General features: G+C 45.3%; 24 protein-coding genes and 4 pseudogenes. 22 read left to right on the forward strand and 6 right to left on the reverse strand.

The window, feature by feature from the left end; all coding sequences use genetic code 11:
* Positions 1-182 precede the first annotated feature (182 nt).
* The 5 genes from RE628_RS12180 (at position 183) to mobB (ending at position 4,009) form a co-directional block, all read left to right on the forward strand.
* Positions 183-878 (forward strand): dihydroorotate dehydrogenase electron transfer subunit, encoded by a 696-nt coding sequence (locus RE628_RS12180; protein ID WP_309158926.1) that lies wholly within the window; start codon positions 183-185, stop codon positions 876-878.
* A complete protein-coding gene (locus RE628_RS12185) occupies positions 875-1,807 on the forward strand; it encodes a dihydroorotate dehydrogenase (RefSeq protein WP_309158927.1) in 933 nt (310 codons plus the stop codon). The genes RE628_RS12180 and RE628_RS12185 overlap by 4 nt, the downstream gene beginning before the upstream one ends.
* Before the next feature lie 90 nt (positions 1,808-1,897).
* Positions 1,898-2,167: a prenylated flavin chaperone LpdD gene (locus RE628_RS12190; protein WP_309158928.1), complete on the forward strand. Its 270-nt coding sequence runs from the start codon at positions 1,898-1,900 to the stop codon at positions 2,165-2,167.
* Between the two features lie 18 nt (positions 2,168-2,185).
* On the forward strand, positions 2,186-3,463 hold the full coding sequence (gene glp, locus RE628_RS12195; RefSeq protein ID WP_309158929.1) for a molybdopterin molybdotransferase MoeA: 1,278 nt from the start codon (positions 2,186-2,188) through the stop codon (positions 3,461-3,463).
* A 3-nt stretch (positions 3,464-3,466) separates the two neighbouring features.
* Complete coding sequence (gene mobB / locus RE628_RS12200) at positions 3,467-4,009, forward strand: molybdopterin-guanine dinucleotide biosynthesis protein B (RefSeq protein ID WP_309158930.1); 543 nt, start codon at positions 3,467-3,469, stop codon at positions 4,007-4,009.
* Between the two features lie 9 nt (positions 4,010-4,018).
* On the opposite strand, the gene xerS is transcribed toward mobB, so the two are convergent.
* The 3 genes from xerS to RE628_RS12215 form a co-directional block, all read right to left on the reverse strand.
* Positions 4,019-5,104: a tyrosine recombinase XerS gene (gene xerS, locus RE628_RS12205; protein WP_309158931.1), complete on the reverse strand. Its 1,086-nt coding sequence runs from the start codon at positions 5,102-5,104 to the stop codon at positions 4,019-4,021.
* Positions 5,105-5,110: 6 nt separating this feature from the next.
* Positions 5,111-5,779 carry a spermine/spermidine synthase domain-containing protein gene (locus RE628_RS12210; protein ID WP_309158932.1) on the reverse strand — a complete coding sequence of 223 codons (669 nt, stop codon included), beginning with the start codon at positions 5,777-5,779 and terminating at the stop codon, positions 5,111-5,113.
* A 210-nt stretch (positions 5,780-5,989) separates the two neighbouring features.
* Positions 5,990-6,400 (reverse strand): MarR family winged helix-turn-helix transcriptional regulator, encoded by a 411-nt coding sequence (locus RE628_RS12215; RefSeq protein ID WP_309158933.1) that lies wholly within the window; start codon positions 6,398-6,400, stop codon positions 5,990-5,992.
* A gap of 375 nt (positions 6,401-6,775) precedes the next feature.
* On the opposite strand from RE628_RS12215, the pseudogene RE628_RS12220 reads away from it, so the two are divergent.
* The 9 genes and pseudogenes from RE628_RS12220 to RE628_RS12260 all read left to right on the forward strand — a co-directional run bounded on the left by RE628_RS12220 (position 6,776) and on the right by RE628_RS12260 (position 16,619).
* A pseudogene (locus RE628_RS12220) lies at positions 6,776-8,043 on the forward strand (MFS transporter).
* Positions 8,044-8,137: 94 nt separating this feature from the next.
* Positions 8,138-9,223 carry a DUF3900 domain-containing protein gene (locus RE628_RS12225; RefSeq protein WP_309158934.1) on the forward strand — a complete coding sequence of 362 codons (1,086 nt, stop codon included), beginning with the start codon at positions 8,138-8,140 and terminating at the stop codon, positions 9,221-9,223.
* A 192-nt stretch (positions 9,224-9,415) separates the two neighbouring features.
* A pseudogene (locus tag RE628_RS12230) lies at positions 9,416-11,090 on the forward strand (spore germination protein).
* Between the two features lie 82 nt (positions 11,091-11,172).
* Positions 11,173-12,205: pseudogene (locus RE628_RS12235) on the forward strand (GerAB/ArcD/ProY family transporter).
* Between the two features lie 10 nt (positions 12,206-12,215).
* Positions 12,216-12,875, forward strand: a complete 660-nt coding sequence (locus RE628_RS12240) for a Ger(x)C family spore germination protein (RefSeq protein ID WP_309158935.1) — start codon at positions 12,216-12,218, stop codon at positions 12,873-12,875.
* Between the two features lie 20 nt (positions 12,876-12,895).
* On the forward strand, positions 12,896-13,399 hold the full coding sequence (locus RE628_RS12245; protein WP_309159452.1) for a Ger(x)C family spore germination C-terminal domain-containing protein: 504 nt from the start codon (positions 12,896-12,898) through the stop codon (positions 13,397-13,399).
* 824 nt (positions 13,400-14,223) lie between these two features.
* Positions 14,224-15,770: pseudogene (locus RE628_RS12250) on the forward strand (2-isopropylmalate synthase).
* A 44-nt stretch (positions 15,771-15,814) separates the two neighbouring features.
* Positions 15,815-16,378 (forward strand): class I SAM-dependent methyltransferase, encoded by a 564-nt coding sequence (locus RE628_RS12255; protein WP_309158936.1) that lies wholly within the window; start codon positions 15,815-15,817, stop codon positions 16,376-16,378.
* A 73-nt stretch (positions 16,379-16,451) separates the two neighbouring features.
* Positions 16,452-16,619 (forward strand): hypothetical protein, encoded by a 168-nt coding sequence (locus tag RE628_RS12260; RefSeq protein ID WP_309158937.1) that lies wholly within the window; start codon positions 16,452-16,454, stop codon positions 16,617-16,619.
* Between the two features lie 117 nt (positions 16,620-16,736).
* On the opposite strand, the gene RE628_RS12265 is transcribed toward RE628_RS12260, so the two are convergent.
* The gene (locus RE628_RS12265; RefSeq protein ID WP_309158938.1) at positions 16,737-17,663 is read right to left on the reverse strand and encodes an L-lactate dehydrogenase; all 927 of its coding nucleotides are present in this window, start codon (positions 17,661-17,663) and stop codon (positions 16,737-16,739) included.
* A gap of 353 nt (positions 17,664-18,016) precedes the next feature.
* On the opposite strand from RE628_RS12265, the gene RE628_RS12270 reads away from it, so the two are divergent.
* The 5 genes from RE628_RS12270 to RE628_RS12290 all read left to right on the forward strand — a co-directional run bounded on the left by RE628_RS12270 (position 18,017) and on the right by RE628_RS12290 (position 21,458).
* On the forward strand, positions 18,017-19,093 hold the full coding sequence (locus RE628_RS12270) for a polysaccharide deacetylase family protein (protein ID WP_309158939.1): 1,077 nt from the start codon (positions 18,017-18,019) through the stop codon (positions 19,091-19,093).
* A gap of 97 nt (positions 19,094-19,190) precedes the next feature.
* Complete coding sequence (locus RE628_RS12275; RefSeq protein ID WP_309158940.1) at positions 19,191-19,745, forward strand: WD40/YVTN/BNR-like repeat-containing protein; 555 nt, start codon at positions 19,191-19,193, stop codon at positions 19,743-19,745.
* A gap of 80 nt (positions 19,746-19,825) precedes the next feature.
* Positions 19,826-20,479, forward strand: coding sequence for a WD40/YVTN/BNR-like repeat-containing protein (locus tag RE628_RS12280; protein ID WP_309158941.1), 654 nt, complete (start codon positions 19,826-19,828; stop codon positions 20,477-20,479).
* A gap of 195 nt (positions 20,480-20,674) precedes the next feature.
* A complete protein-coding gene (locus RE628_RS12285) occupies positions 20,675-20,860 on the forward strand; it encodes a hypothetical protein (protein WP_309158942.1) in 186 nt (61 codons plus the stop codon).
* Positions 20,861-21,062: 202 nt separating this feature from the next.
* Positions 21,063-21,458, forward strand: coding sequence for a DUF2500 domain-containing protein (locus RE628_RS12290; RefSeq protein ID WP_309158943.1), 396 nt, complete (start codon positions 21,063-21,065; stop codon positions 21,456-21,458).
* Between the two features lie 82 nt (positions 21,459-21,540).
* On the opposite strand, the gene RE628_RS12295 is transcribed toward RE628_RS12290, so the two are convergent.
* Both RE628_RS12295 and RE628_RS12300 read right to left on the reverse strand, forming a co-directional pair.
* Complete coding sequence (locus RE628_RS12295; protein ID WP_309158944.1) at positions 21,541-22,113, reverse strand: hypothetical protein; 573 nt, start codon at positions 22,111-22,113, stop codon at positions 21,541-21,543.
* Complete coding sequence (locus RE628_RS12300; protein ID WP_309158945.1) at positions 22,079-22,858, reverse strand: FAD-dependent oxidoreductase; 780 nt, start codon at positions 22,856-22,858, stop codon at positions 22,079-22,081. Before RE628_RS12300 ends, RE628_RS12295 begins: the two co-directional genes overlap by 35 nt.
* Positions 22,859-23,105: 247 nt before the next feature.
* On the opposite strand from RE628_RS12300, the gene RE628_RS12305 reads away from it, so the two are divergent.
* The 3 genes from RE628_RS12305 (at position 23,106) to RE628_RS12315 (ending at position 25,683) form a co-directional block, all read left to right on the forward strand.
* Positions 23,106-23,339: a hypothetical protein gene (locus RE628_RS12305; protein ID WP_309158946.1), complete on the forward strand. Its 234-nt coding sequence runs from the start codon at positions 23,106-23,108 to the stop codon at positions 23,337-23,339.
* 40 nt (positions 23,340-23,379) lie between these two features.
* Positions 23,380-23,844, forward strand: coding sequence for a spore coat protein GerQ (gerQ, locus tag RE628_RS12310; RefSeq protein WP_309158947.1), 465 nt, complete (start codon positions 23,380-23,382; stop codon positions 23,842-23,844).
* 558 nt (positions 23,845-24,402) lie between these two features.
* On the forward strand, positions 24,403-25,683 hold the full coding sequence (locus RE628_RS12315) for a hemolysin family protein (protein ID WP_309158948.1): 1,281 nt from the start codon (positions 24,403-24,405) through the stop codon (positions 25,681-25,683).
* The last annotated feature ends 282 nt before the right edge of the window (positions 25,684-25,965 follow it).

The raw sequence follows: 25,965 nt of genomic DNA on the forward strand, positions 1-25,965 counted from the left end.
TATTTTCAAGGTAAGCGCTTCACTTAGATGTCATGGGTAATAGAGTGACGTTTGTCACAGACTGACTAGTGAAAAAAATTGCATCTTTATATGAAGTGTATAAAAATCAAGCAGGCGTTTATAAGTATGTGTTCAAAAGTGGAATTTTTGAACACCTTCTATAAGAAAGGGGACTGAACAAATTGACGGAAGTTATATCCAATGAGGAAGTAGCACCAGGAGTTTTTCGTCTGGCTGTTACCGGTCAATTCACCGGGAAGATGGGCCAGTTCTACATGATTCGGGCATGGGACAATTATCCGCTGCTGTCCAGGCCGCTGAGTATTTTCGATATCACGCCTGAACGGATTGAATTTCTTTATTTAGTCGTCGGTGAGGGAACAGCTATATTCTCACATTTAAAGCAAGGGGATCAAGTGAAGCTTGAGGGCCCATTCGGAAACGGTTTTACCACTCCGGAAGGAAAGACGGCTTTTGTTGGCGGGGGAATCGGGATTGCCCCGTTTTATTATGCCCTGCGCCAAGTTCCGAATGCCGATGTGTATCTTGGTTTTAGCCGCGAACCTTACGTGGTGGAAGAATTCCGCGCAGCATCAGCCGGTCAGACACATGTCAATGTGGGCGGCGTCATACTGGATGACCTTGATTTCGATGACTATGACACGATTATTGCCTGCGGACCACATCCGATGCTGCACGCCGTGCAGCGCAAGCAGCAAGCATCAGCTGGTCGTGCAAAAGTATATGTATCGCTCGAAAACCGGATGGCTTGCGGGATTGGAGCTTGTCTAGTATGCAGTGTGAAATGTAAAGACAAACGGAAAAAGGCATGTATAGATGGTCCTGTATTTCCAGTAGAGGAGGTCATATTCGAATGATTGATTTATCCTGTTCTTTCGGCAAGCTAACTTTTAAGAATCCCATCGTCATGGCCTCTGGTACTTTCGGATTTGGACAGGAATACGGAGCTTTCTATGATGTAAATCGTCTTGGGGGAATTTCCGGAAAGGGGCTGACCCTACAGCCGAAGGCTGGAAATGACGGAATAAGAGTCTATGAGACACCGTCTGGATTATTGAACAGCGTTGGTCTGGAAAATCCGGGAGTTGAAGCCTTCTTGCGTGAGGAGTGTCCTCGCTGGGAGCAGCTGGATCTCATCCGCATTGTGAATCTGGGCGGGAACACAATCCAGGACTATGTGGAGGGGGCTAAGTTGATCGAGACGGATGCAAAGAGAAGGTTACTTGAAGGCAATCCGGCTGTCGATATGATTGAGCTGAACATCTCCTGTCCTAACGTCAAAGCGGGCGGGATGGCTTACGGCATCCAGACGGAGACGGCACGAGAAGTCGTCAGAAAGGTACGTGCCGCAACTTCGCTGCCGCTTGTCATCAAATTGTCCCCAAATGCGGAGGATATCGTCGGTATGGCGGTCATGTGCGAGGAAGAAGGAGCAGATGGAGTATCGCTCGTGAATACTTTCTCCGCGATGAAGATCGATATATACAAGCGCCGGAGCGTGTTCAACAATCTCTATGCAGGCCTGTCTGGTCCAGCGATCAAGCCGATCGCTCTACGCATGGTGCATCAGGTCAGCAAGGCTGTATCGATTCCGGTGATGGGTATGGGCGGAATTTGCAGCGGAACGGATATTATCGAATTCATCATGGCCGGCGCTGCAGTTACGCAGATTGGCACCTATAACTTCACGAATCTTCGTGCCGGAGTAGATCTGCTTCAGCAAATAGAACAATTTATGCTCGCCGAGAATATTTCCACCTTGGACGAAATCCGTGGCATCCTATAAAATAGGGAAAGGATGTTCATAGGAGGCTGGAAAGATGGCATTTGAAGATATTAAATTGCAGGCAATTCCCATGGGCGAGATCTTGCGATCTTGGTTACTGGTGGGGTCGAACATATAGGAGCTGCTTCAACTGCATATTGGATTGGTGAAAATATAGAGGTTGAGACCTCCGCAGTACCAGGGCATAAAGAACATGTCTTGACCGTCAATATGGCAAGGGTGGCTGCCCAGAGACTGAAATGTACAGTGACTGTCATCATGGGAATTCATTATGATCACTTAAATAAAACAGAAATTGCCGAAGTGTCGGCTCGTACGGAAGCTGTGTTTAACGACTATCTCAGCTCCTGCTCCGAATAGGAAAGGGAGGGGAGACAGATGAATAACACAGTAACAACAAGCGATGATAAGTTCCGCCGTCATGCTGTATCCGTTGAAGAGGCCCAATCGCGTGTCATGCCATACGTCGTTCTGGGGGGAACGGAGCAAGTGAAGATTACCGAATCTAGGGGACGCATTCTTGCTGAGGATGTCATTGCGCCGCACCCATATCCGTTCTTTCGCCGCTCAGGCATGGACGGCTATGCGGTCATAAGCAGAGACATAGAGAATTGCACTGCAGAAGAGCCGGTTCTGCTTCAAGTGATTGATAACATCCCTTGCGGCAGTTTGCCTTCGGTTCCGATTGTTACGGGTACAGCAGCAAGGATTATGACAGGCGCAAAGGTGCCTGATGAAGCTGATGCAGTCGTAATGCTGGAGATGACTGAACAGGTGATTCAAGACGGCATCACATATATTAAGCTGAGACGGTCAGTTCCAGTAGGCAACAATATTACTCCGATCGGATTTGAGATTGCCGCTGGGGACAGACTTCTGGAGAAAGGGCGCAAGCTGTCAGCGGGCGAGGTCTCCGTACTGGCCACCTTTGGCTTGGCCTCTGTTCCTGTTGCGAAGCGTCCTCGGATTGCTGTTCTCTCTACCGGTTCCGAGCTACTGAAGGTAGATGAGCCGCTTCAAGATGGCAAGATTCGAAATAGCAATACCTATATGCTGGCGACCCAGATCATTGACGCGGGAGGGGAGCCTCATCTACTAGAGGCGATTCCCGATCAGTTGGACAAGGCGCGACGGATCATCGAGCAGGCTTTGGCCGACTACGATGTCGTGATTACAACTGGTGGAGTGTCTGTTGGCGACCATGACATTATGGCTGATATGGTCAAGGGACCGGAAGTAGAAATGCTCTTCAATAAAGTGACGATGCGTCCGGGCAGTGTGACGACAGCGGCGGTGAAGGACGGGAAGCTGCTATTCGCACTTTCCGGTAATCCTGGCGCTTGCTTCGTAGGCTTCGAGCTGTTCGTGCGTCCGTTGATCGGTGGAATGCTCGGCAGGGAGAAGCCATTTCTGGCGGAGATCGAGGCTGAGCTGGGCAGCGACTATATGAAGATTAACAACTTTACTCGGTTCGTCAGAGGACGGTTAGATCTTTCCTCCGGGAAGGTCATGGCTTATCCGGCTAAGCTCGATGAATCGTCTGTGATGGTCACGATCAAGGACAGCGACGTGCTTATCGTCATACCACCGACGACAACAGGAGTTCAGGCGGGACATCAGGTCAAGGTCCTGAAGCTCCCAGGCGGAGGATGGTGAGCGATGATTAGGCCGCCCGTCATCCAGATTGTCGGTTACAAGAATAGCGGGAAGACAACCTTAATCAAGCAGCTGCTGTCCGTATTCAATAGTTTGAAATTACGAGTTGCGGTGATTAAGCATGACGTTCATGGCTTCGAGATCGATCATGAAGGAACGGATACGTACGCTTATCGCCAACAGGGTGCAGCGGCGATCGCGATCACTTCCCCTTATCGTACGGCGTTGATAGAAGAACAACAGACTCCATTGGAGGAATTAATCGAGCGCTTCGGTAGCTACGATCTGATTCTGGTGGAAGGCTTCAAGCAAGAAGCATTTTCGAAGATTGTGATGCTGCGAAACGGCGAGGATCAGAAATTGCTTCAGGAGCTTGATCAGGTGAAGGCTTGTGTAATGAGGGATATAGAGATGGTGGAGCATGGATCACCACGAATAGAGCGAGTGGGCATCGCTGCCCCGCTCGCTCTATTCGTTGCAGATGAGATTGAGAAGATAGCAGTCTGGATTCTGGGCGAAGCGGAGCTGGTGCCCCTTGCCGAATAGGGCAAGGAACTACTCCCCTTCCGCCCGCCGCTCGATGGCTTCGGACATTGTCTTGTCGGTCAAGTGGGCGTAAACCTCGGTCGTCTCGGTTGAGGCATGACCGAGCTGCTCTTTAGTCTTATAAATGTCATTTTGCAAATAATAATCGGTAGCAAACGAATGGCGTAGCTTATGTACCGTCAGATAAGGTTTGCCGAATCGTTTGGCATATTTGATAATCATAGCCTGGATGGCTCTCTTTGTCATTCGCTTGCCTTCAGTCTGACCGTTGGGCAGGGCGACGAAGAGAGCTTTTTCCCGTTTTGGGGTTCGGTATCTCGTCTGCCTCAATTCAGTGTAATGTACGAGGTCATCTTTAGACTGCTCGCGGAAGTAGACCGGAGTCTTGAAGGTCTCGTCATTATTCCCTTTACGGTATACATAGAGCAACTTATTGTTCAAATCAAGATCATTCACATTCAGATTGACGACCTCTGATACCCGCAGTCCAGAATTGAGAATGAGGCTGGCAATGCAAGCGTCGCGCTCTCTATTATGCTCATAGGCATAGAGTGCCTGCTTATTGTTCTCGATGTCTTGTCCGTATCCTTCGGCAATATAGCTGATGAACTCGATCAGTTCATCCTCCTCAAGAATTTTCCCTTTCAGTTTGGCCGCAGTATCCTTCGGTTTATGGATTCGCTTGATCTCTACTTTAGCCATAATGTTGCGCTTCAGCAGTGGATAGAAATCCTCATCCTCGGCGATTTGACTTAAATAATGAAAAAGAGAACGTAGGGAGGACATTTTACGTGAGACTGTTATCCTCGAGTTCGTGCCCTCCGTTCGAGTCGTTAAATGCAGCCGGTAACCAGTGACGCTCTCCATCCTTAAAGTCTCTAGTTCCAGCAGTGTGACCCCTGCATTGTTGTCGGCGATAGAAAGACCCTCGGTGCGTAGCCAGCCAAAAAACTGCTCATAATCTCTGATATACTCCAACAGGGTAGAGGGCGAGAGATCTGGAAGCTTATAATCAATGAATTGCTGCACGAACCAGGGCATGTGAACCACTCTTTCGTCCAACTTCTTGCGGTCAATTACTTTTTGTACATTCATGTGTAGTTACACCTCCAGCTTGCGTGAAAGAAATATATAATCCGGTTCTCCGTGGGACTGCTCGACATCAAGCACCTCTACATTGCCAAAATATTGCTCCATCCGTTCTGCAAAAACAGGAGAAGCATTGGCGCTCCAGAAGGTTATGCATCCACCGGGTTGAAGCAGCCTATGTAGTTTACAGAAGCTGCTCTCGTGGTAGAGTGAATGATTCTGCTCGAACACTTTCCAGTCCGGTCCGTTATCAATATCCAGACAGATTAAATCGAACTGTTCATTCGTATTCCCGATCCAATCGATAAGATCTGCGTGAATGACTCTAGTCTTGAGATGTTCGACAGCCCGATCGGATACATCCGCCAGTTCCGTCTTGTTCCAATCAATGATCTTCTGCTCGATCTCTATGACGGTAACTTGTTCCACGCGAGGATCAAGCAGGGCCTCCTGTAACGAGAAACCGACTCCAAGTCCGCCAATCAATACATGTTGAGGCTGTGATACATATTGTAATGCGCTGCGTACGAGCAGCCGCTCCGATTCCCCATTATAAGTGGCCATGAGAAATGTTCCGTTGCTGATGATTTCGTAATCATTACCCCTACGTTGAAGCTGGATTTCTCCTCGGGTGGTCATCGCCCGCTCAATAATCTCAGCAGGATAGTCGCTATCATTCATGGGAGCGCATCTCCTTTGTTTAAAGTAGAGCCTTATTACTATTGTACACGATTACGGCTTGAAAATATCAACTAAAACGTATACATATTAAAAATACATCATATGAAAAATTCATAATAGAAAGACCTAGAAACGTACCTAGATCATGCCATCAATATCTCCAGTTTCATCTCTATTCCACACCAACGAAAATTGTAATAAGAGAGGCTCTTAATTAAAAGTCCGGTTCAATCTCTGCAGGAGAGTGCCGAACTGCTCCGATTCTTCATCACTCCAGTCCTTCAGCAGATTCCCGATCCGTGCCTGCCGTGAAGTTCTTGCCTCCTGAAATATCTGATGGCCTAATTCGGTGACTTGTAGGAAATAGGCTCGGCCATCAGACGGATCAGGAGTGCGGGATACATAGCCTTTCTCCTCAAGAGAAGAGACCTGTCTGCTGACAGTCGATATATCGAGATGAAACTCATCAGCCAATGTTTTCACACCAGCTTTGCCATGCGCCATAATTTGATGAATTAATAAATAGGCCGAGCGGTCGAGTATTTCATGCTTACGGTTTGTAATTCTGCGATATAGAATAGCAAGCTCAAGCTCGATCGTCTCCAGATTATGATTATTCACTTCTGAATCACCTCAAGTATTTATACAACTTCTATTGTAACCATTGTTTAATAGTAACATATTGTGGATTGTAAAATAAATCAAAGCAAGTTGATCGAAATTGTATTGACATCAATCCAAGTAGTTGTATAATACAATGATGTAGTTGTATTATGCAATTATATTTAGAATAGAGAGTTCAAAAAGTTCGGTTTTCAGCACCGAGAAGGTTGGATGAAGCTAGGGACTGAGGAGCGGAGCGTACGTAGTTTGTACGTGAGCACCGGAAGGCCCGGCTGAATTCAAGATTCGACGTCGAATAGCTTCATGATTCACATCGTGATCAAAACTGGACTTTTTGAACTTCCTCTAAAGAGAGAGGGAGGGAAATGATACATGTCTTCAAAAACTACGGCATTACCTGCTGAGTCAAATCTATTGAAGCCGGAAGAAGCAGCAACGAGCTTGCTTAAGCAACCGAGAGCGGTATGGGCCGTATTCTTCGCCAGTATCGTTGCCTTCATGGGTCTTGGTTTGGTCGACCCGATCCTACCAGCGATTGCAAAAAATTTGCATGCCAGCAGCAGTGAGGTATCCTTGCTGTTTACAAGCTATAATGCGGTGATGGCGATTGCTATGCTGATTACTGGCGTTATTTCTTCAAGATTAGGAATTAAAAGAACATTATTGCTAGGCATAGTCATAATCGCGATATTTTCATTTTTGGGTGGTTATTTTGATAATATATGGATGATTATCGGTATGCGAGGAGGCTGGGGCCTCGGAAACGCGTTGTTCGTAGCTACCGCGTTGTCGGCGATTGTTACTCTTTCCGGCAGCGGTACGACGCAGGCAGTTATCTTGTATGAAGCTGCGGTCGGATTAGGTATTTCTGTCGGTCCGTTGCTAGGTGGATGGTTAGGAGCCATCAGCTGGAAAGGACCCTTCTTTGGCGTTTCGTCACTTATGGTTATAGCTTTTATCGGACTCAGCGTATTCATGCCACGGTCTAAAACATCCGCTCCGAAATCCGGAAATAGTAACAATCCATCTAAAACCTCGATTATGGCACCTTTCCGTGCCTTGAAGCATCGTTCTTTGCTTGTGCTCGGATTAACTGCCTGCTTCTACAATTTTGGATTCTTCACGCTGATGGCCTATGCTCCTCTAGTGTTGGGCGAGATGGGCGTTGATGAGCACGGCCTCGGCTATATATTTCTTGGTTGGGGATTCTGCTAGCAATCACTTCCGTGTTCGTGGCCCCAATTTTGAAGGAAAAATTCGGTACTGTTAAGTCGATGTGTGCGATGCTATTCATGTTTTCACTCTGTCTTCTCGCGATGGGAATCTGGACGGATTCCAAGCTGGCGATTATTATCTCCGTAGTCGTTGCAGGTGCACTGCTTGGGAACAATAACACATTGATTACAGCTGCAGTTATGAATGCAGCTCCGGTTGAGCGTTCTACAGCATCGGCTGCATACAGTTTCTTGCGTTTTATCGGTGGTGCGATCGCTCCGTATTTGGCAGGGAAATTAGGAGAGAGCTTCAATTCACATGTGCCATTTATTGTTGGAGCTGCATTTGTTCTCGTCGCTGTCTTGTTTGTTTTCATGAATCAGCATCATGTCAAACATGTGGATGACGCTCCAAGCGGACATTAATAGTCGATAAGACAAACCACATACGACATATTTCGTGATATAATGAGCTATTGTCTGCTACGGATTTTTCAGATGCGTAAGGGGTTATTATTTCATGAAATTTACGGTTAATTACTTATCATTCTTCGTTATTCAAGTTGAGGGCAAGGAAGGCCAGACCGTTAAGAACTACAAGCATTTTCAGACGATGGACGGTTACGAGTATATTGACAGCGAGATCCGTTCTTTTCTGGACGGAGAGTTCACACGGATCGCCAAGCGCAAGGTGGAGAAGAATCCTGCGATAGAGCAGGCTCCGACGAAGATAGGACGTTTTATTGTCGAACCTGGCTATGAACTGGACAGCAATCCGAATTTCAATATGTTCGCGAGACTGCGCGGTGCTGAGGATAAGGAAGATTACAAGAATGCTTGTGATGATCTGGTACGTAGTTACCTAGATACGAGCTCAGTTCGTGGAGGGGCATTGATCGTTGTACAAGCAAAGCTAGAGAAATATTCGGAGGACCCATATATCTTCGTACTGAAATGTGACTTTGAACCGAAAATTGCCCGGATTTCCGATGAACGCAGCCTGATTACCACGGTAGAGATGGCGATTAGTGCACGAAATATGAAGTCTATCCTTTATCCGCATATGTATGAGGAGGGAATGGCCGATGAATGGGAATTGAAGATTCATCAATCTTCCCATGCCAAGTATTTCGAGGATTTCCTCCGGTTTGTTACCTACGAAATGTCTATACCGGAAATTGTTAATGAGCAGATGATGGAGTTCGTCCAGACTTACGTAGAGAATAAATGGCCGGACGAGAACGAGGAAGAGCGCCAACAGGTTGAGAAGGAAATTGAATTGTGGGCAGCAAGTGAGAAGCGGGTAATACAGGATAAGTGGGAGCCAGCGGAGGTCATCGAGGCGGCTGAGCGTATCGTAGAGATTAAGCCGGAGATCGAGCTAAAATTTAGAATCGGAGATACGGTTGTCAAAGGGAAACTGGCGGACTTTGGTAATGAGATTCATATCGCTAGGTTGAATGGCCGTTATGCTGTCATTCTTGAAGGCGAATCAATTACATTTGATAAGGCATTCTCTCCGGTAGAGCTTCTGCAACCAGATTCATTTGAGGTTGTCGCTCAACGGCTGATGGATAAGAAAATAGATGATGATGATGAGTTGTAATAATATCATAACAAGCGCTTATTTGTTTCGGTGATTTTGCCGTCAGATAAGCGTTTTTTCTTATGATCATAAGCTCCCTTTGCATGATTTGGACAGTTCTGGAAAGACTACTTGTTGCTAATGGTGCGTGTATCAAAAGATCTGTTTTCAGCACGAGAATTTCTAGGCTATGAAGCCGTTAGGATGATGAATATGTGGAAAGTCATAGTATCTCATTTTCCGGGCTGGGACGTTATTTTTCAATCGGTCATGTTATTTGTTCTGCCCGCAGGCTTCTATCTTTTGTCTAATTGGGTGAAATCGAGATTGGCCAAGCGGAGTTCGGCGGAGAGCAGAGAGGCTAGCAAGTCGGGAGGACTACGGAACAATAACAACTCAGAGAGTATAGCTGCTGAACAACCGGTAACAGGTAATTATGATCATGATCTCGCAGTGCTTAAGCAACAAGCCGTCAATCATTGCGATATTCATATCAGGGAGTTCAAAATCGGGGGGCGAATAGAGCTGCTGTTCTTTATGTAGATGGCCTTTATGATAAAAATCTGATGGATACGCAGGTTCTTGAGTCGTTGATGAACAAAGGGGGAATGATACCAATATCTCACAGGAAATCCCTATCACGAAAGAGAATTTGGTGAATCAGATTCTTCCGGTCAGTCAAGTCAGTGATACCGGTCAGCTGGATCAGATCGTGGAGGATATATTGACGGGCGCTGTTGCTCTACTAGTTGAAGGGTTAGAGGAAGTATTGATGATTAGTGGCTCAGCTGGGAATAGCAGAGGGATTGAAGAGCCGGTATCAGAAGGTCTATTAAGAGGCCCGCGCGCGGGATTCACCGAAATCATAAGCGAAAATACCGCTTTATTAAGGCGTCATGGCAAGAACGAGAGCTTACAGATGATCAAGTTCAAGGTTGGGGCGCGTGCTCAGAAGGATCTGATCGTCGCTTATATGAGAGATATCGCCAACTCTGAACTAGTCGATGAGGTCATTCGCCGCGTAGAGGCGATCGATATGGATTATTTGGCGGAGTCAGGCTATGTGGAGCAATTGATCGAGGACAACAGCTTAAGCTTGTTCCAGCAAATCCAGAATACTGAACGTCCGGACCGGGTCATCGGTGCTTTAATGGAGGGCAGAGTGGCGATTTTACTTGACGGGACTCCTTTTGTGTTGCTTGCCCCCGTTACCTTCAGCATGTTACTCCAGTCACCAGAAGATTATTATGAACGCTGGATACCGGCTTCATTGCTGCGAATACTGCGGTTCTTTACCGCCTTCTTGGCTGTATTTACTCCTGCTATATACATCTCGTTCATTTCATTTAATCAAGGGCTGATACCTACCGAATTAGTGGTAACGATTATAGAGTCCAGACTGTCCGTTCCGTTCCCTTCGATTATCGAAGCACTTCTTATGGAGGTCTCGATTGAAATTCTTAGAGAAGCCGGTATTCGTCTGCCCAAACCTATCGGTCCCGCAATGGGTATCGTTGGAGGTCTGATTATCGGTGATGCTGCAGTAAATGCAGGAATTATCAGTCCTTTTCTGGTTATTGTTGTGGCAGTTACTGCTATTTCATCATTCGCTATACCGTCCTACAGTGCGGGGATTACACTACGTATGCTGCGGTTTCTTGCTATGTTCTTTGCAGCTTTCCTTGGTCTATTTGGAACTGTATTGTTCTTCATACTGCTCTGTAGCCATCTGGCGAAGCTGAAGAGCTTTGGCGTACCGTATATTAGTCCGTTGTCTCCTTTCCGATGGAATGACTGGAAGGACTTCATTGTCCGTATGCCATTCAAGCTGATGAACCGGCGCCTTATTTTGATGAAGACGAAGGATTCCACCCGCAGAAAAAATTGAGGTCGTGATGGAGGAGAATTCTATGTTAACTGAAGATAAGAAAATCACGACTTCACAAACGGCAGTGATTATTAGCAACTGCATGCTTGGCTCTGGAATTCTCACTTTACCAAGAGTACTTGCTGAAGGTATGAAAACTCCTGATGGCTGGATGTCATTGTTGATAGGTGGGCTTTTGGTAATGCTGGCGGGATTGTGCATTGTTAAATTATGCAGACGATTTCCCGGGAAGACGATCTTCCAATTTTCTGTTGATCTTATGGGAAAGTGGCTGGGAAGCGTGTTCAATGTTGGACTTGCCGTTTTTTATATCTTCATAGCGGCATTTGAATTAAGAGTGATGTTTGAAGTAACGGCACTTTATCTGCTTGAGGAGGTTCCCCGATGGACGATTTTGATGTCTTTTATTTGGGTCGGATTATATTTAGTCCTGGGGGGCTTGGGCAATAGCCCGATTGTTCGAAATTATATTACCAATTACGATCGTAGTATTTGTTCTTACTATGCTACTGAGCAGTAAAATTTTTGAAATAGATAATTTGCTCCCCGTGCTTGGTGACGGAGTTTTCCCTATGCTGAAGGGCGTAGGTTCAACCATGCTCGTCTTCCTAGGACATGAGCTCATGTTTTTCCTTACGCCTGCAATGCAGCAACCTGAAAAGGCAGGGAAGGCGGTCATTATGGGAATCACGGTCCCTTTAATACTGAATCTGATTGCGTTTATTATGGTGATCGGTGGAATGAGTGTGTACGGGGCTACCAGCAGTACCTGGCCGACCGTGGACTTATTGCGTAGCTTCGAGATTAAGGGGCTTTTCTTTGAGAGATTCGATTATTTCCTGCTTGTGGTTTGGATCATGCAAATTCTAACCACCTTCTCTATTTTGCAATATGTATCTTCTAAAGGGTTAGCGCAGACGTTTAGAACCAATAATAAACCGATAATATACTTCTCGATGCCTATTATATTTATAATCGCTTGGGTTCCCCGAGACGTGAATGAGCTCTATAGTTTCAGTGATTTCTTTGGAGATATCGGGGTTTCTTTGTTCATGATTCTGCCTCCTATAATGCTGCTATATGCCGTGATCTTCAAAAAGGGCGGTGTGAGGTGATATGAGTCGTATGAAGCGGTGTTTACTAGTTATTTTCTTGATCCTGGTCCTGTTGAACCTCACAGGCTGCTGGGGAATCAAAGAAATCGAGGATCAGACGGTGCTTGTGGGGCTTGGTATGGACGTGGGCAATCTATCGAAAGAGGAGAAACAACTGGCGGAGAATGGAAATTCCTACCGGAAGAAGAATCGGGTTACACTTACATTTCAAATCATTCCATTTGAAATGAGACAAAGTTCTGGAAAATCGGATAAATCAAGTAATGATCTGTATTCGAACATTCAAGAAACCGGAGACTCCATGTTCCAAATGCTCCGTAAGATGGCAACACGGAGATCCAAGCCGATGATGGGCCATCATGTCAAAGTGATTATCATATCAGAAGAGCTTGCGAAGCGTATAGAAATTGACAAGCTGTTGAAGTTCGTACTTAGAGATAACGATATCAGACCGAGCTGCCTTGTATTTATAAGTAAGAGCAAAGCGAGCGAGGTTCTCGTCAGTAACAACTCTGGTGAAATCCCGTCCTTGGAGCTAACGGGCCTGGCCGAGAATGGGAGCAAAGCCAACAATGTACTGCCTCCTAAAAGTCTGACCAAGCTGGACGGAATTATTAATTCCGGCAGAGCTTCATCCTGCAAAATCTCGCCAGCTCTAGCGATGAGGTAGCTGTTGCCGGGGCATCCGTCATTAAGGGGAAGAACAGGAAATGGATCGGTTCCTTATCCATTCGGGAGGTTCTTGCGCTATCTTGGATGCGAGGGTCGGTCAAAGGCGGGGTGATTAAAACCTATGACAAGCAAGGGAATCCGATGACCTACGAAATCATCTCTGCCAAGTCTAAGGTTAAAGCTAAGATCAACGGGGAGGATATTTCTTTCCAAGTAAGTATCCGGTCGAAAGGAAGACTTATTGAGAACTGGGATACGAAGGAGCCAGCTGATAACGAAGAATTCATTAAAGAAGCGGAAGGTTATTTCGAGCAGGAACTTATGAATATGATGACGGATACGCTCCATACAATGCAAGATGTGTACCAGGTCGATGTCGGAGGGTTCAGGAATCATTTTCGTATTCAGCATCCCAAAGTATGGCGGAAGGTTGAAGAGGACTGGGATATCGTATTTAGCAAAGCTGATGTAAAGTTTGACGTAGATTTGATCATTGAAGATACAGGCTCTTCCGTCAAATAAAATTCTTGATATCATGTGGACAGCTTCTATCAAAAAAATAAATGTTGACTAAAAATTAAATTTGTGAATATAATATGATCAAGTTTTTGAAAAGATTGGCTATGAAGAGAATCAGGTCATGCGGGCGCTTATGTCCAGAGAACGGTGTATCTGCTGAAATCACCGTCTTAATCCCGAGTACCGACTCACCTCTGAGCTGCTGTCCTGAACCGCTGTTTAGCGTTAGGGAGAGCCGCTTGCACCCGTTAACGTGCGCAGATCGCGAAAATTTTCGCTCTGCCTAAGGCTGTATGTCTTGAGATGTACAGTGAAGCTGGGTGGTACCACGGAAGTTAACCCCTTTCGTCCCATAGCGCATATTATGCGCGGATGAGAGGGGTTTTTTGATTTATTTTGAATTGTTCTGGTGTGTGATTGCCTAATTGAATACAGAATGGCTGAGATAAGGACCAGATATGATGGATTATGTCCAGAGAATGGCGAGCAGGCTGAAATCGCCGTCTTAATCCCTGTATCAACTCACCTTGGAGCCGCATCTCCGAACACCGCTGCGTATTGCAGATGAAGGTTATTAAGAGATGCCGGGAGTTTTGCCCGTTATCGCATATAGAATCAGACCGTAAAGTGGTTATGATTCTTCTGAGGCCGTACGTTGCAATTTGGCAGTTTCAGGGTGACCCTGGAATTTTGTCTTGAGTGGACGGCATAACAAGGGTGGTACCGCGGAAGTGAACCTCTTTCGCCCCTGCACAGGTTAATTATTTGATCTGGCGCAGAGGCGAAGGAGGTTTTTTTAAAATCATTTTGAAGGGATGGAATGGAAAATGAGAAAAATTTATGTGTTCGATACGACACTGCGTGACGGAGAACAATCCCGGGAGTAAGCTTGACGACGGAGGAGAAGGTCGAGATTTCCATTCAGCTTCAGAAGCTAGGGATCGACCGAATTGAAGCGGGCTTCGCTGCAGCCTCTCCGGGAGAAATCGAGAGCATTCGTGCTGTATCTAGACAAGTCAAGGATGCGACACTGCTTAGTCTGGCCCGTTGTCATATGAAGGATATCGATGCGGTTGTAGAAGCGCTGCGTGATGCAGAGGATCCTTGCCTTCATCTCGTGCTCGCCACATCACCGATTCACCGGGAGCACAAGTTGCATATGGATAAAGCGAAAATTCTGGAGACGGCAGCATCGGCAATTCGATATGGGCGGAAATTCTTTAGCAAGATTGAGTTCTCCGCTGAGGATGCCAGCCGGACGGAGATCGACTTCCTGTGTGAAGTAACCAAGATGGCGATCGATGCTGGGGCCTGTGTTGTTAATTTACCAGATACGGTAGGCTTTGCAACACCTGAGCAGTTCGGCAATATGTTCAAGACGATCAAATCCAGTGTACCTGGTATCGAGAAAATTCAACTTAGCACACACTGTCATGACGACTTGGGAATGGCAACGGCCAATACGCTGGCCGCGATCGCAAATGGTGTTGATCAATTCGAAGGAACGATTAACGGTATCGGTGAGCGGGCGGGTAATACATGTCTGGAGGAAGTTGCGCTGGCGCTGGAGACGAGAAGTGATTATTATGGGGCGAAAACTTCCTTGAACTTAGGCGAGATCTACCGCACCAGCCGTATGGTCAGTAAATTAACCGGGATGAGCGTACCTGGAAACAAGGCGATTGTTGGTGCTAACGCATTTGCTCATGAGTCGGGCATCCATCAGGATGGTATGCTGAAGAATCGTAGTACCTATGAGATCATTACGCCGGAGACGATCGGTGCGAGTTCAAGCAAGCTCGTGCTCGGCAAGCATTCTGGCCGCCATGCATTCAAGGAAAAATTAATTGATATGGGCTATGAGCTTAATGAGGAACACCTCAATATCGCTTTTGCTAAGTTCAAGGTATTGGCTGATCGTAAGAAGAATATTCTGTCTGAAGATATCCGGGCCTTGTTGGACGGGAATCTGGTAGAAGGACCTAAGCCGTTCACGCTGGACAATATTCAAGTGTCATATGGGAATAAGACGATGCCTACGGCAGCAGTGCGGATTATCAAAGAGAATGGGGATATCGTTGAGGAGGCTGCAGTGGGAAATGGTTCGGTGGATGCCGTATATCGAGCGATCTCCAAGGCCACGGAGATTACAGCCGAACTGGAAGATTACACGATTCATTCTGTGACACATGGAACGGATGCACAGGGTGAGGTTCACGTTGTGCTGAGGCAGGGGGAGGTATCTGCTAGTGGTCGCGGGGTGAGCACGGATATTATCGAGGCGAGTGCGAAGGCATATCTGGAAGCGATGAACCGACTCATGAGCCGTCAGGACCGTGAGAAGCGTCGTGAAGGTAATATTGTGATCTCGTGATCAAAAGCGACTTTTTGAACAACCTCTAAAGGTGGGGTGGATATATGAGTGATGAAGCGGCAAGCAAAAGAGCGATACTTAATCATTCCAGCGTGATTGACGCGCGCACGCTTGCGGATTCTCACAAGCGGTTGGGCGAACTGATCAGACCTGGAATGCATGTGCTGGATATAGGTTGTGGAACCGGAGCTATTACACGAGGTATTGCAGAGATTACAGGACCAGAGGGCAGGGTCGTCGGAATCGATAACAATCCTGAATGGATAGCCAATGCGAGGTCACGGACGCAGGGAATCTCGGGTATCTCATTTGAAGTGGGGAACGTTTATGATCTACAGCTTGATCAGCAGTTCGATATCGTAACTTCTGCCAGGGTATTGCAATGGTTGAGTCATCCCTATGCAGCGATCGAGCAAATGGTTAAGAGGGTTAGAAGCGGAGGAAAACTGCTCATACTTGATTATAACCATCATAGAATAGAATGGAGTCCACCCATTCCACGGTCGATGCAAAGCTTCTACGATGCTTTCCTGAGATGGCGTTCAGATACTGGAATGGATAATGAAATAGCTGACCATCTGACGATGCTGTTGATGGAGACCTGGTGAACTGATCGATATTATATCTCTGCCCCAGCATGAAATCACTAGTCGTCAGGAGGAGCAATTCGTCCACAAGGCGTTGATCTGGGCTGAAGTTGCCGATTTTAAAGGGAAGCAAATGGTAGTGGACGGGTACATCTCCGAGTTGGACCGGGCAAGGGCGGAAGAGGAGTATCGTATCTGGGCCTGGCAATACGGAGAATCGCAGATGATGTATCTTCGATCCATCGAAGGAACCAAAAAATAAATACTAATAGTGAGAGTTCAAAAAGTCGACCTTCAGCACCAAGAAGGTTAACCTATAATATTCGAAAAAAAAGCAGCCAATTCGCAGGTAATACCGCATGTTGGCTGCTTTTATTATTTACAATTCGAGTTCGGCAATAGCTGCTTTAAGCTTGTTAGCTGAAGCTTGGAATTTCTCCAGTTCCTCATCGTTAAGTTCAAGATTGAGCACTTCGCGTACACCTGTTTTGTCTACAATACAAGGTACTCCCAGATATACATCCGATACTCCATTATAGTCGTTCAGCAGGGTAGAGACATTCAATACAGAAGCTTCGTTCTTTAGAATGGAGACGATAATACGGTCGAGCGCCAAGGCGATGGCATAAAAGGTTGCACCCTTCGCATTAATGATCTCATAAGCAGCGTTCTTCGTGCTCTCGAAGATGCTCTCACGCTCTTCATCTGTAAATACCAAATCGATACCAGCCACGTTAGCCAGGCTCCATAACGGTAATTCGGAATCACCATGCTCCCCAATAATATGGGCATGGATACTACGAGGATTTATTTCCTTGGCCTCGCCGATTAAGTAACGGAAGCGAGCGCTATCAAGCAGGGTACCCGAGCCAATGACTCGATTGGAAGGAAATCCGCTCTTCTTTAAGGAAACATAGGATAAAATATCCACTGGGTTTGTAGCGACAAGAATGATACCATGGGTATTGTACTTTACAATATTATGGATGATGCTGTCAAAAATATTGGCATTGCGCTTAAGTAGATCGATTCTTGTCTCACCAGGCTGTTGGGAAGCTCCGGCCGCAATTACGATAATGTCAGCACCTGCGCAATCGCTGTAATCGCCCGCCCAGATTTTCATACCGCCAGTAAACGGCAGACCGTGATTCATATCTAGAGCTTCACCAAGCGCTCTCTCTTTATTCGCATCGATCAGAACCAACTCGGATACCCGTTCCCGAAGCAATAAAGTGTAGGCAGTGGTTGCTCCAACAGCACCGGTACCGATAATGACAACCTTACTTGAACATAATTGAGATTCCATTCGCTTCACTCCTTATTGATTCGAATAGTAGTACATATATCTATGTACCCGGTAAATCGTACTTCATCCATTGTACATGAATTGGATTAAATTTGAAGCAAAATGTTATGAATTAAAACACAAAATTTTAATATTTTTGCCGAATGAATTGATGTCGAACAAGTCAGCATTCGTCTGTGGCAATGGTTTATTTATGTCATAATACTGCGGTTTTTATGCAGGATTTTTAACTAGTGAGATAAGTATGCTGGCTAAGCCGTTAAACATTGTAACCATTCTGTAAGGACGGCGTTGTCTAAATATATTATTCTATTAATATAAATATAAATAAGATAGGAACAGCGGTGATATGAATGTCTAATTCTAGAAACACAAAAGATTCAGAAATCTGGAAATCAAGAAAATCGAGAAACAGAAGAAAACGTCGAATTAAGCCTATTGTCACGATCGCGGTTATTTTGGCGTCTGCTGCAATTATTTTAACTGTAGTAGTAACGAAGAATTTAATGAATGATGATAAGGCAGGTTCGTCAGCTACAGTCGTAGCTCCACAATTGGATAGTCAGAAGGACAACACCTCCTCGGGAACAGAAGTTGTTCCTAATGACGATAACAATTCTGATGATAAGAATAAGCAACCAGATCAAGATAAAGGGACAGCCGACCAGAAGGATTCCGACAAGGATGACACTCAGGCGGACAAAGATAAGAACCAGACTCCATCAGATAAGAACAACAACGACTCGCAGAACCAGGCTCCAGCGGATAAGAACAACAATGATTCACAGAAGCCGGTTCAGAAGGAAGATCAGTATAAAGGTAAGAAAGTGATTTATCTAACGTTTGACGATGGTCCCGGCAAATATACATCAGAGATTGTCAAAATACTTAATGATAACGGGATTCATGCTACATTTTTCATGGTTGGCGGTAATTTGTCGGGGAATGAGGAGGCCGTAAAGGAGGCGTCTGAAGCTGGCAATTATATTGGTATGCATAGTATGACTCATGATAAGAAGAAGCTGTACGACCATGGAAGTGCTCCATTTATTAAGGAGTTCCAGAAGGAACAGGGATTAATGGAGGATATTCTCGGAACGCAGCAATGGCTTATCCGTGCCCCATATGGAAGTGCGCCAATGATTGATAAGAAATTCCGTGATGATATTGTTACATCCGGCTTTAAAATGTGGGACTGGACTGTTGATTCGCTGGACTGGAACTATCCGAAGCATCCTGAGAAAATAATTCAACAGGTCAAGAAGCAGGTACATCGTGATCGGGAAGTTATTCTTATGCACGAAAGATCGCAGACCGTTAAGGTCTTGCCAGAAGTTATCTCTTACTTGAAGGGTAAAGGGTATAGTTTTGCCGTCTACAAGCCTGATCAGCACTTCTCAGTGAACTTTGCCAAGGATGATAGATTGTAAGTCTATGTCAGCTCTATGATATAATTTTAATAGAAAGATAGAGTCATAGAGCTGTATGTTTGGAATCGACGAGTAATTGAAAGCGAGGTTTTAGTTCTTGAGAAGGTGGTATACGTTAATCGTTATTATTACAGCAGCTATTATGCTGCTCACTGCCTGTTCTTCCAACTCGCCTGCTACCGAACCTAAGGATAAAGCGGAGGAGCTATCTGAAGAAGGACAAACCTTGACTGTTATTAACCCGGATTCCGCAGGAAATAAGGCGGCAGCTGACAGTCCTGTGAACGAGACAAATAAATATGAGATTCAGACTAGACTAACGGATTTTCAGTTGCTGGGTGCCTCCACGGGGCTTGCCTGGGGAATAACCCACAGTGAACTTCGTTTGTATATGACGAATGACAACGGTGAGACTTGGACCAATATCTCCCCAGCGACATTGGTATTATTCTCCAGCAATCCTCAATATGGGAAAGATATTTATTTTGAGAATCCGACCCATGGCTGGATTATCCGTAATTTTTCCGAGTCCGGAGAGGCGATTGTACTAAGAACCATCGATGGAGGTATTACCTGGAAGATAACCTCTTTGCCTAAGGCAAATGAGGTTGCTTCCGTGTTTTTATTAATGAGGACCGGGGCTGGATCTTAACGATTGATAACAGTAAAAAGGGAGATACGACGAAAACGCTTTACTTCACAAATAATGGCGGGGCAAGTTGGGTTAAGGTAATGAGTACCCCGTTATTCCCGACGGGACCTTTAACAACGAGTACAACTCCGATTCAGACCAACTCCGTATCCATGACGTTCTCAAACGAAAAGATAGGGTATATTAGTGCGATTGAGTTTGGACAGCCAGAATTTTATGTGACGAGGAACGGGGGTATATCCTGGAATAAGAGCGACCAATTCTTTGATATGAGCAAATATAAGAATTGCTCCGGCTTCTTAACTGGAACCCCTACCTTCTTCAATAATTCAGATATCGGCTGGATGCCGGTCGGATGTATGCGCAACGATACCGTAAAGTATAACGGTTATTTTACAAATGATGGCGGTAAGACTTGGGCTTATGTCCCATTCGATATCGATTGGATCGCCGAGACCAACAAAGGTGCTGCGCCATTCTTCGTGAACAGTCTAGAGGGCTGGAACATTCACAATGGTACGGTATACCATACAACGAATCAGGGGAAGACATGGACAGCATTGCCGGTCAATGGGAAGCTGAATGATGTTATGGTGAATTTAGAATACAACCAGGTAGTGAAACTGCAATTTTTTACCGCGAAGTTCGGATGGCTGCTTGTGGCCAAGAGTGACGGGAAACGTTCGTTGCTCATGCAGACAGTGGATGGCGGAAGAAGCTGGCGCGTACTTTAGTACGTGCTGGCTTTTTTAATTAACATGCAATTGCTAGAATGAAAAAAATTATGATAAAAAAATTTAAGATTTATCTTATATTGTGAAAATAATCACATTTAAGACCATAACTTTGTGATATATTTAACTCATAAAGAAGAGAAAAAACAAAAACAAGAGAATCTAAACGAAAATTAAACTTAGGAGTGATTAATCATGAAAACTATGGACCAAGAACAAACTACTCGCAAATACATGCAGTTCTGTTATACATGTGAAGACGCTCATCTGTGTACTACCGAAGAAGCTTGTCAAGCTTGCTGGGCTGAGAAAGGGATGTTAGAAGAAGAACATGACGGTGCAGAAGAAACTCGTCAATTACTGCATATGTATTATGCATAACTCTTTAAGCCAAATGATAGAAATATAGCCTTCGATCCAATATGGGTCGGAGGCTTTTGCTGTTATATTAGGACAAGATCTCATATTTTCCTACAATTGCGAATATCAAGTTTTGAATCAGGTGGCATATACATAAGAAAGAAAGACAGGGCTTTATGGGCGAGTGAGTGCACCGCTCGATTTGATAGTAGGAGGGAGAAGAATGGAATCATGGGCCGAAATGCTTGGGGTAATGAATACCGCTTTTCCGATCTTTCTCGTCGTCATCTTTGGGGTGATTCTCCTGACTTCGGCGAGTGGAATTAGACGTTATTTTTCCAATAACCGACAGCCTTTATTAAGCGTCACTTCGATCATTGTAGGTAAGCGGACCGAGGTTTCGCACAGGCATGATACAGAGATGTCCGTCAATCGCTCAGATACGAAGTATTACGTCACATTTGAGGTCGAGAGCGGTGACCGCCTTGAGTTTGTGGTAAGCGGGCAGGAATATGGTCAGTGCTCGGAAGGAGACGAAGGGAAGCTGACGTTCCAAGGCAGCCGTTATTATGGCTTTGAGCGTCTAAGCAGAACTTATCGCGGGCTGCATGAGTACTGAAGCTTCATTGTAAGAGATAACGAAGAGCTGTCCGGGACGGACAGCTCTATTTGTATGAATATATGAAATATAGTTGAGTTCATTAGTGCGCCAAAGATTCTGTTCGGGACAAGAGCAGCTTGGCTACAGCCCTGCCGCTGGAGAAGGACCGTTCCGCTAATTCTCCCTTACCCTCGCAACCGTCGCCGCAGAAGAAGAGAGGGACATCTGGAAGCTGAAGCGGAAGAAGCCGATTAGTAACGATATTCTTGACGCTCGATACCATGGCTTTCTTTGACATCCTCTTGACTTCGGTTACATCACGCCAGCCAGGATAATACGTATCGAACAGCTTCTCCATCTTTTGAACTTTGCTATCTAGATACTGCTTCTTCTCGTCCTCGCTTAAGGTATCGTCATTTAAATAAGCTATACCCTGAAGTAGCTGCCCACCTGATGGTGCAACGGTATGGTCAGTGGCTGATACATCGCTGATGAACAGCTTGTTGTCCATATCACTAATGTAATGGAACGGACGCGCCACCACTTTGGAGAGACCAATATCGTACACGAGGACCTCGTTTGCCGTATTGTTCTTGAATGGCTCAATAGCTTGATTCCATGTCGTCGTCTCTAACAGCTTACCCACTTGCTGGACCAGGCATGGCCAATACAACTTGATCAAACTCCAGTGCCTCGCGGGTTTTGGTGTTCAGAATATACTTGCCGTTCTCCATACGAATGGATTCAACAGGCTCTTTGAGAGAAATCTCCCACTTCTCATTAGCTTCAACCTTGCTACGAAGCTGATTGGTGATGGTGGACCAGCTGCCAAGGATGTAGCTGACGGGTCTGCCGGAGAGGAATAGATTGTGATAATAATCGGCAATGACTTCACCAGATACTTGGCGGGCATCCTCTGGACTAATGAAGAAGTTGGAACAGACAAGATGCTCCCATAGTTCCTTGACGTCATGAGATGCATGCGTACGATCCAGATATTCTCCTAATGTACGGTGATTCTTCAATTGATGGAGATGTCCAATCACGGCAGCGATTTCAGTAATGAATCTGACCTTCTCTCGCTTGGTAAGTACTTCAGTCTTCATAATATTAACAAAGTCGAGTGGAGCCGCCGTGAGGGATTCATGTTTGGCATACACTACTTTGCGCTTATCAACCTGTTTGCTCTGGAACTGAAGTCCCAGTTCATTCTCCATATTGTGCAGCGTGTGTCTGTCGATCCCATAAACTGCATGTGCTCCATAGTTCAATGTAAAACCCGATTTCTCATAAGTGAACGCTCGTCCGCCGATTTGCGGGCTGCGCTCGAACACCGTTCCTTCGGTGTCTGGACTGTTGGATAGGTAAGCGGCGGCAGTTAAGCCAGCAAGTCCACCGCCAATGATCGCGATTTTCATGTAAGAACCTCCTAAAAGGTGTTATGGAAGGAGCTCTTGGTGATTACGCATATGAAGTGCTGTATTTATCCATATTCATTTACAGTATATGCTATTCATGTAAGCGCGTCCATAGAAATAGTCACTAATTATTCAAAATTGGAATCGCATTCAAAGTAAAAGGGTATTTGCCGTTAAATGTCACCACGATTACCTATTTCAAATGTTAAGATGCACCAATATAGGCGGATGCACATACGATATAGCGTTGAGAAGCGAGGAAAGGGGAACGGACGTTGCAGTAATTAAAACGAATTCAGAAGATGTTAAGCTGCTTGCGAGGCTGATCCGTACTGAAGCAGAAGGTGAAGGCGAGCAAGGGATGCTCATGGTCGGTAATGTAGGTGAACCGGATACCTGGTATGATCAACAAAATACCGGAAGATACAAAGCCCACTGCTTCTTTGCTTCTTCCGGAGAAGATTGTCCGAATGTTTATTGATAGTTAATTCAATACCCATAATTTAAGGAGGAAATGATTTATGTTCACACAATCATACAACCCGGTAGGCTATAATGTCGGAAACGGGACTTTTCGCAGATATTCGTCAGGAGGGAATTATTCAATGTCTCCGGGACAGACTCAGACTCATGCTATGCCACCGCAGGTTCCGGTAGGCAGCCCGATGACCTCGTCAGGAACCGCTGTGCCTACCCAGACGCCGGTTTTTGAGCAATCCTTTATCGAAAACATACTTCGTTTGAATTTGGGTAAGATCGGTACATTCTATATGACTTATGAGAACAATTCGGAATGGAATGCCAAGATCTTTAAAGGTAAGCTGGAAGCAGCCGGTCGGGATCATATCATTATTAGCGATCCCAATACAGGGGTAAGAACGATTCTCCTGATGGTTAATCTGGATTATGCTACTTTTGACGAGCCGCTACAATACTCATATCCATATGCAACAGGCAGTGTTCCATCAACAAGGGGCTGCTGCTAAAAGCAAGCGATAAATCCAAGCCTCCTGTACTTATATAGGGGGCTTTTATTTATGGATTGTACAATGGAAACAGAGATGGATTGGATATTTTCTATAAATTACGCCTGTACTTCAGTCATACACTGTGGTTTGACTGTGTAGTGTATAATAATATAATTATAGATGTAACGTACTCAAAATGAGAGTTCAAAAAGTGCGGTTTTCAGCACCGAGAAGGTTGGATGAAGCTAGGGTCTGAGGAGTGGAGCGTACGTAGTGGGTACGTGAGCACCTAAGATGTTTCCGCAGAAAACATGACTTCGAAAGCATCTTCTAAGACCCGGGTGAATTCAAGATTCGATGCCGAATTACTTCATGATTGATTTCGTGATCAAAAGCGGACTTTTTGAACTTCCTCTTACAAGGGAGATGAGTTCATTGGGGAGTTGACGATATATAACCGAAATAAACAACAATATTACTTTATACCGCGAAGGAGGTGTACCTATTCTCCGTAAATGAGCGGGAATAGGATACGTATTGACAGACCCTTTACCGAGTCTTTTTTCATTAGGACTAATGTTGTTATTGGTCTTGCTTAACGGTTTTTTCGTGTCGGCCGAGTTTGCGATCGTCAAAATCAAAAGCGGCCGAATTGACGCTTTGGTCGAAGAAGGGCGCAAGAGTGCTATAACTGCCAAGCACTTGTTAAATCATCTGGAAGGCTATTTATCTGCCTGCCAGCTCGGAATTACATTATGTTCTTTAGGCCTGGGGTTCCTAGGTGAACCGGTTGTGGCCCGGATATTGAATCCAATCTTTGTATGGGCAGGAATGGGCGAGAGTGCTGTCCATGTAACTTCAATAACTCTGGCTTTTGTTCTTATCGCTGTGCTTCATATTGTACTCGGGGAGCTAGCCCCCAAGACGATCGCGGTACGCAAATCCGAAGCTGTAACTTTATTGACTGCTCCACCGATGAAGATATTTTATAAAATCATGTACCCAGCTGTATGGGTGCTTAACTCGATGTCGGCAGGCCTGCTAAGAATGTTCGGAATTTCGCCAGTTTTGGGGAAGGAATCATTGCATACAGAGGAAGAAATCCGTGTAATGATGAAGGAAAGCAGCGAGAGCGGACTGATTGACAGTACAGAGATGTCGCTGGTTGACAATATTTTTGAATTTGCCGATACGACGGCAAGAGAGATTATGATTCCGCGTACAGAAATGATTTGTCTATATTCTCATAATTCAATGGACGAGAATTTGCAGATTGCTTTGGAAGGGACACGTACTCGATACCCTGTGTGTAATCAAGATAAAGACCATATTATTGGTTTCATTCATATTAAAGATCTAATACGCTCTAATTCGGATGATTATCATCATCTGATTCGTCCAATTATGGCTGTTCCCGAATCTATGCCGATTAGCAATTTGATGAAACAGATGCAGCGTGGCAAATGTCAGATCGCAATTCTGATTGATGAGTACGGAGGAACCTCTGGTCTTGTCACACTGGAAGACATCATTGAGGAGATTATTGGGGAAATCCAGGATGAATTTGATGAGGAGCGACCAGGTATTGAACAAATCGAGGAGGATGTGTTCTCCATTGATGGCTTAATGCTGATTGATTCCGTAAATGATCGCTTTGAATTAGAACTGGACTCTGACGATTATGATACGATTGGTGGATGGCTCTATTCTAGAATTGAAGTATTGCCGCCTCAGGTCGGTCAAACTGTGGAATATGATGGTTGTATGTACATCGTAGAGGAAACTGACAACAAGAGAATTTCACGCGTCAAATTGCTGAAGCAGGAATTTATTCCATTGGAAGAAGCAGGCGCTTAGACAATAGATAAATGAAGGGCACGGTGAATCATTCATCGTGTCCTTCGTTTACCGAAAGCGATTACATCATAATAAATAGGATTCTATCAGAATATAGGTTTTAACTATGAATGTAAGTTCAAAAAGTCAAACTTTCAGCACCGAGAAGGTTGGATGATGCTAGGGACTGAGAAGCGGAGCGTACGTTTGAGTACGTGAGCATAGGAAAGCCCAGTTGATTTCAAGATTCAATGTCGAATATTCCTTCAGTGTTACCCCGTGCTCAAACTTTTTGAACAACCT

It is taken from the genome of Paenibacillus sp. D2_2, assembly GCF_031199965.1.
Taxonomy (GTDB): Bacteria; Bacillota; Bacilli; order Paenibacillales; family Paenibacillaceae; genus Fontibacillus.

Coding starts and splice junctions, on each gene's coding strand:
- RE628_RS12315 (WP_309158948.1), top strand. CDS start 24,403: ATGTTGTTATTGGTCTTGCTTAACGGTTTTTTCGTGTCGGCCGAGTTT.
- RE628_RS12280 (WP_309158941.1), top strand. CDS start 19,826: ATGAGTACCCCGTTATTCCCGACGGGACCTTTAACAACGAGTACAACT.
- RE628_RS12225 (WP_309158934.1), top strand. CDS start 8,138: ATGAAATTTACGGTTAATTACTTATCATTCTTCGTTATTCAAGTTGAG.
- RE628_RS12265 (WP_309158938.1), bottom strand. CDS start 17,663: ATGGAATCTCAATTATGTTCAAGTAAGGTTGTCATTATCGGTACCGGT.
- RE628_RS12270 (WP_309158939.1), top strand. CDS start 18,017: ATGTCTAATTCTAGAAACACAAAAGATTCAGAAATCTGGAAATCAAGA.
- gerQ (WP_309158947.1), top strand. CDS start 23,380: ATGTTCACACAATCATACAACCCGGTAGGCTATAATGTCGGAAACGGG.
- RE628_RS12285 (WP_309158942.1), top strand. CDS start 20,675: ATGAAAACTATGGACCAAGAACAAACTACTCGCAAATACATGCAGTTC.
- RE628_RS12240 (WP_309158935.1), top strand. CDS start 12,216: ATGAAGCGGTGTTTACTAGTTATTTTCTTGATCCTGGTCCTGTTGAAC.
- RE628_RS12290 (WP_309158943.1), top strand. CDS start 21,063: ATGGAATCATGGGCCGAAATGCTTGGGGTAATGAATACCGCTTTTCCG.
- xerS (WP_309158931.1), bottom strand. CDS start 5,104: ATGAATGTACAAAAAGTAATTGACCGCAAGAAGTTGGACGAAAGAGTG.
- RE628_RS12185 (WP_309158927.1), top strand. CDS start 875: ATGATTGATTTATCCTGTTCTTTCGGCAAGCTAACTTTTAAGAATCCC.
- RE628_RS12300 (WP_309158945.1), bottom strand. CDS start 22,858: ATGAAAATCGCGATCATTGGCGGTGGACTTGCTGGCTTAACTGCCGCC.
- RE628_RS12255 (WP_309158936.1), top strand. CDS start 15,815: ATGAGTGATGAAGCGGCAAGCAAAAGAGCGATACTTAATCATTCCAGC.
- RE628_RS12210 (WP_309158932.1), bottom strand. CDS start 5,779: ATGAATGATAGCGACTATCCTGCTGAGATTATTGAGCGGGCGATGACC.
- mobB (WP_309158930.1), top strand. CDS start 3,467: ATGATTAGGCCGCCCGTCATCCAGATTGTCGGTTACAAGAATAGCGGG.
- glp (WP_309158929.1), top strand. CDS start 2,186: ATGAATAACACAGTAACAACAAGCGATGATAAGTTCCGCCGTCATGCT.